This window comes from Phenylobacterium sp. (assembly GCF_024508875.1).
Classification (GTDB): domain Bacteria; phylum Pseudomonadota; class Alphaproteobacteria; order Caulobacterales; family Caulobacteraceae; genus Phenylobacterium.
Genome location: NZ_JANINU010000195.1, coordinates 1 through 4,441 on the forward strand (window position 1 = coordinate 1; position 4,441 = coordinate 4,441).

The 4,441-nt window shown below is 66.1% G+C and carries 4 protein-coding genes and 1 pseudogene; 3 read left to right on the top strand and 2 right to left on the bottom strand.

Annotated features, from left to right (window positions below; genetic code table 11):
- Nucleotides 1-607: TonB-dependent receptor (locus Q0L11_RS14665; RefSeq protein WP_296598190.1), on the top strand; the 607-nt coding region annotated here is incomplete at its 5' end.
- Nucleotides 608-665: 58 nt separating this feature from the next.
- A complete protein-coding gene (locus Q0L11_RS14670) occupies nucleotides 666-1,919 on the top strand; it encodes an MFS transporter (protein ID WP_296598191.1) in 1,254 nt (417 codons plus the stop codon).
- Nucleotides 1,920-2,049: 130 nt separating this feature from the next.
- On the opposite strand, the gene Q0L11_RS14675 is transcribed toward Q0L11_RS14670, so the two are convergent.
- A complete protein-coding gene (locus tag Q0L11_RS14675) occupies nucleotides 2,050-2,805 on the bottom strand; it encodes a metallophosphoesterase (RefSeq protein WP_296598193.1) in 756 nt (251 codons plus the stop codon).
- Complete coding sequence (locus Q0L11_RS14680; RefSeq protein WP_296598194.1) at nucleotides 2,789-3,568, bottom strand: hypothetical protein; 780 nt, start codon at nucleotides 3,566-3,568, stop codon at nucleotides 2,789-2,791. Before Q0L11_RS14680 ends, Q0L11_RS14675 begins: the two co-directional genes overlap by 17 nt.
- 226 nt (nucleotides 3,569-3,794) lie before the next feature.
- On the opposite strand from Q0L11_RS14680, the pseudogene Q0L11_RS14685 reads away from it, so the two are divergent.
- A pseudogene (locus tag Q0L11_RS14685) lies at nucleotides 3,795-4,441 on the top strand (hybrid sensor histidine kinase/response regulator); the annotation flags it as partial.

Consider the following 4,441-nt stretch of genomic DNA (forward strand, 5'->3'; position numbering starts at 1 on the left):
CTTCTACTCGAAGTACAAGGACCAGCAGGTCACCCTGCAGACCCCGGTGGGCGCCTCGATCGCCTCCCAGGTGCTGAACGTCGGCAAGTCCCACATCTACGGCGCCGAGTTCGAGGGCCAGGCCACGTTCACCAGCTCGCTCTTCGCGAACTTCTCCCTGGGCTACACCAAGGCCGAGTTCGACGAGTACCGGGCGCTGGACCTGACGTCGACGCCGCCGGTGGTGCGCGATTTCGCGGACCAGCGGGTGTTCCAGAACACCCCGAAGTGGAACGGCTCGGTCAGCATGACCTACCGACACGACCTGGGCGACATGGGCTCGGTCGCCTTCATCCCGTCGGCGTCGTACCGCTCGTCGTTCCACATGTTCGAGATCCCCTCGATCCTGGATCAGGACAGCTACTGGCTGCTGGACGCCAGCGTCGTCTGGACCTCGGCCGACGACCGCTACCAGGTTGGGCTGCACGGCAAGAACCTGGGCAAGGAGGAGTACCGCGTCGGCGGCTACAACTTCCCGCAATCGGCCGGCGTGCTGTTCGGCAACTCGGTCAGCGGCTTCTACGGCCCGCCGCGGACGATCACGCTGTCGGTCCAGGCCAAGTTCTAAGTCACGTCACGACGCCCGGCTCCCCACGAGCCGGGCGTTTTCGATTCCAGGGACCCTCATGTCGTCGAAGCCCCGGTCGAAGGGCTACCCAATGGTGGTCCTCGGCGTCCTCATCCTCGCCTACACCTTCAACTTCCTGGATCGGCAGATCCTGGGAATCCTCGCCAGCCCCATCAAGGCCGAGCTGGGGCTGACCGACGGCCAACTCGGCCTGATGGGCGGTCTGGCCTTCGCGCTCTTCTACACCGCCCTCGGCGTGCCGATCGCGGCGCTGGCCGATCGCTGGAGCCGCACCTGGATCATGACCGGGGCGCTCGCGCTGTGGAGCGGCTTCACCGCGCTCTGCGGGTTCGCCACCGGCTTCTGGCAGCTCTTCCTCTGCCGCATGGGCGTCGGCGTGGGGGAGGCGGGGGGCGTTGCCCCGGCCTATTCGCTGATCGCGGACTATTTCCCGAAGGACCAGCGGGCCAGGGCGCTCGCGGCCTATTCCTTCGGCATCCCCATCGGCTCGGCGTTGGGCATCCTGTTCGGCGGCCTGATCGCGCACGCCATCGACTGGCGCGCAGCGTTCATCGCCGTGGGCGTGGCGGGGGTAATGCTGGCTCCCATCTTCCGGCTCGTCGTCAAGGAGCCGTCCCGCGAGGTGGCTCCGCTGCCGGATGCGGCTCCGGCCGGCGCCGGCGGTGTCCGGGCGCTTCTCGCCAAGCCCAGCTTCTGGCTGATCTCGCTTGGCGCCGCGGCCTCATCGGTCTGCGGCTACGGCGTGGCCTTCTGGCTGCCCAGCTTCTTCGAGCGCAGCCTGGGTATGGGCCTGGTCGATCGCTCCCTTTTCCTCGGCTCCATGACGCTGGTGGGCGGGGTGCTGGGCGTCTGGCTAGGCGGAGTGTTGGGCGACCGCCTCGGCCGTGCGCGGCCGGCGGCCTATCTGCTTGTCCCCGCGGCCGCATTCCTGCTTGCGTTGCCGTGTTTCGTGCTGGCGGTCCAGGCGAAGACGCTTTGGCTCGCCTTCATCCTGTTCCTCATTCCGACAGGCCTCAACCTGGTGTGGTTGGGACCGGTCATTACGGCGGTGCAGCATCTTGTCGCGCCCCAGCAACGCTCCACCGCGTCGGCGTGCTTCCTGTTCGTGAACAACCTGATCGGGCTGGGGCTCGGCACTTGGTATTTCGGGGCGATTTCCGATGTACTTACGCCGCGTTACGGGGCGGAAGCCCTTCGCTACGCCATCTATTCCGGCCTCGGCTTCTATGTGGTGAGCGCCCTGCTGTTCGCCGCCGCCGCCCGCCGGCTGGCCCGGGATTGGGTCGCCTGACCCAAGATTTCACGTCCGCATGAAATTAGGCCTTGCGTGCAGTGCAGCAAAGGCGCAAAACGATCTAGCCCTTTTGGGCGTTTCCTCCCTAATGACTTGGCCGCGCCTCCGGGCGCGGCCATTTTTTCTTTCAGACTTCGATCAGCGCGAATTCGATGCCCAGGTCGCGGTTCAGCACGGGCCGCGCCACGTTGAAGACCGGAGCTCCGGCAGGCGTGCGCCCTGCGTGTGCGCCGCGGTGTGCGTGGCCATGGACAGCGCACTTCACGCCCTCGAACCGGTCGATGGTCTCGCCCATGCGCGCCGAGCCGAGAAACGGGAAAATCTCGGGAGGCTCGCCCTCCACCGTTTGCTGAATGGGCGAGTAGTGCGTCACCACCACGATCCGATCGGTCCGCAGCATTCGCAGTGAACTCTCGAGCTTCAGGTTCTCGTCGACCGAGGCCTGGACGAAGGCCTTGATCTCCGGCTCGCCGAAGGCGCTGAGCATGTAGCGGCCGAACCCGCCGATGAACCCCTTGCAGCCGGCAAATCCGACGCCATCGATCTCGAACGCCTCGCCGTCCAGGATCCTCATTCCCGCGTCATGGAGAATGCGGGCGACTTCCGCCGGCTGGCCGCATTCGTAGTCGTGGTTTCCGAGGACGCCGACGATCGGGATCGTGCAGATCCGCAAGTCTTCCGCCAGGATCTCGGCCTCCCGCGTCTTGCCGAAGTTGGTCAGGTCTCCGCACAGGGCGAGGACGTCGGCCTCCTGGCTTATGCGCGCGAACAGATCTCGATAGGGCCGCTCGGCATTTTCTCCGACGTGCAGGTCGCCGATCGCGGCGAGGCGCAGGGGGCGGGCGGGCGCATCGTTTGCTGCCGCCTCAGGCGATAGGCTCATGACGCTCCTCGAGACCCTTACCGACCACGTCTGCGAAGCCCCACTCCGTGATGTCGATCAGATAGTCCCGCGGGCTGAACATGCGTCCGCGGCAGACCTTTACCCGCGCGGGCGGCAGTGTGATCTGCGCCGCGAGCCGGTCCGTGAGCTCGGCCATCACCCAGGCCGGGATCAGGTCGCGTTCGGTCGGATAGACGAAGCGGAAGTTCAGGAGGTGGATGAGCAGCACCTCCCAGTGCGGCTCCATGTAGGCCAGCAGCCGCTTCCAATCGATGCGGTCGGACTGCCGATAGAAGACGTGGACGACGTCTGCGCCGTCGTAGCGGTAGCGATCCTGGATGAAGAACTTCGAGACCACCAGTTCGGTGGGCGAGGTGATCTTGGCTTCGACGCCATAGACCTCGATGGTCTCGTTGTCCTGGAACCAGGCGTCTGTCACCGGCGCGGCGCCGTTGGACATAGCGAAGATCACGTCGAAGAAGCGCTCGCCCTGCCAGACTTTGGCGATCCAGCGCTCGTCCTCCACTTCGGTGCGGTAGCCGCGCTCTTGGAACCACGCGAGGATTTTGGGGAAGTCACCCGCCTTGCAGAACACGTCCAGGTCCTTGGTCGGGCGCACGATGCCTGTGTAGGCGCAGACGGCGTATGTCCCGGACAGCAGGAACGGGATCCCTGACTCGGTAAGCAGGCGCAGGCTCTCGGCATAGAACGCTTCGGCGTCCGGCGGGGGTTCAAAGGCGGACGCGTCGTAGGCCTGGGACATCGGTCCAGGGAACGGCGCCGCCCCGCGGCGGTTCCGCCGTGACGATACGCCTCCATGGGTTGATTCAACTAAACTTCCAGTATTGTCTGGGGCCCGTCGGGTTTATTTGCAGCCCAGCTGGAACCTGCGCTGTAGGGTTGCGTTCCTCCCGACAGGGCGGGGGTGTGTCGGGCTCTCGAGGCCGGCGTTCGTCCCCGTATTTCGTATCGATCCCGTCGGGGGAACCATGCCTAAAGCCGCGACCCAGTCCGCCGCCAAGACCCGCCGTTCCTCCAAGCCAGAATCCGATGTCGACACAGCCCAGTTGCTGACGGCGTTGCGCGCTTTCCGTCGTGGCGACTTCTCCGTGCGCCTGCCGCGCGCCACCGGCATCGCCGGTGAGATCGCGGAAGCCTTCAACGATGTCGTCGAACAGAACGACCGCATGACGCGCGAGTTCGAACGTCTGGGCGAAACGGTCGGGCGTCAGGGCAAGATCAGCCACCGCGCCAAGCTGCCGACGGCGCAGGGCTCCTGGGCGGCCTCGGTCGACGCGGTGAACACCCTGATCACCGACATGATCCACCCCACGGCCGAAATGGCGCGCGTGATCGGCGCCGTGGCCAAGGGCGACCTGTCCCAGACCATGGACATGGAGAACGAGGAGCGGCCGCTGCGCGGCGAGTTCCTGCGCATCGGCAAGGTGGTGAACACGATGGTGGGCCAGCTCGGCTCCTTCGCGGCCGAGGTGACGCGCGTGGCCCGCGAGGTGGGCACCGAGGGCAAGCTGGGCGGCCAGGCCCAGGTGAAGGGCGTGACCGGCGCCTGGAAGGACCTGACCGACAACGTGAACTTCATGGCCGCCAACCTGACCGGCCAGGTGCGGAACATCGC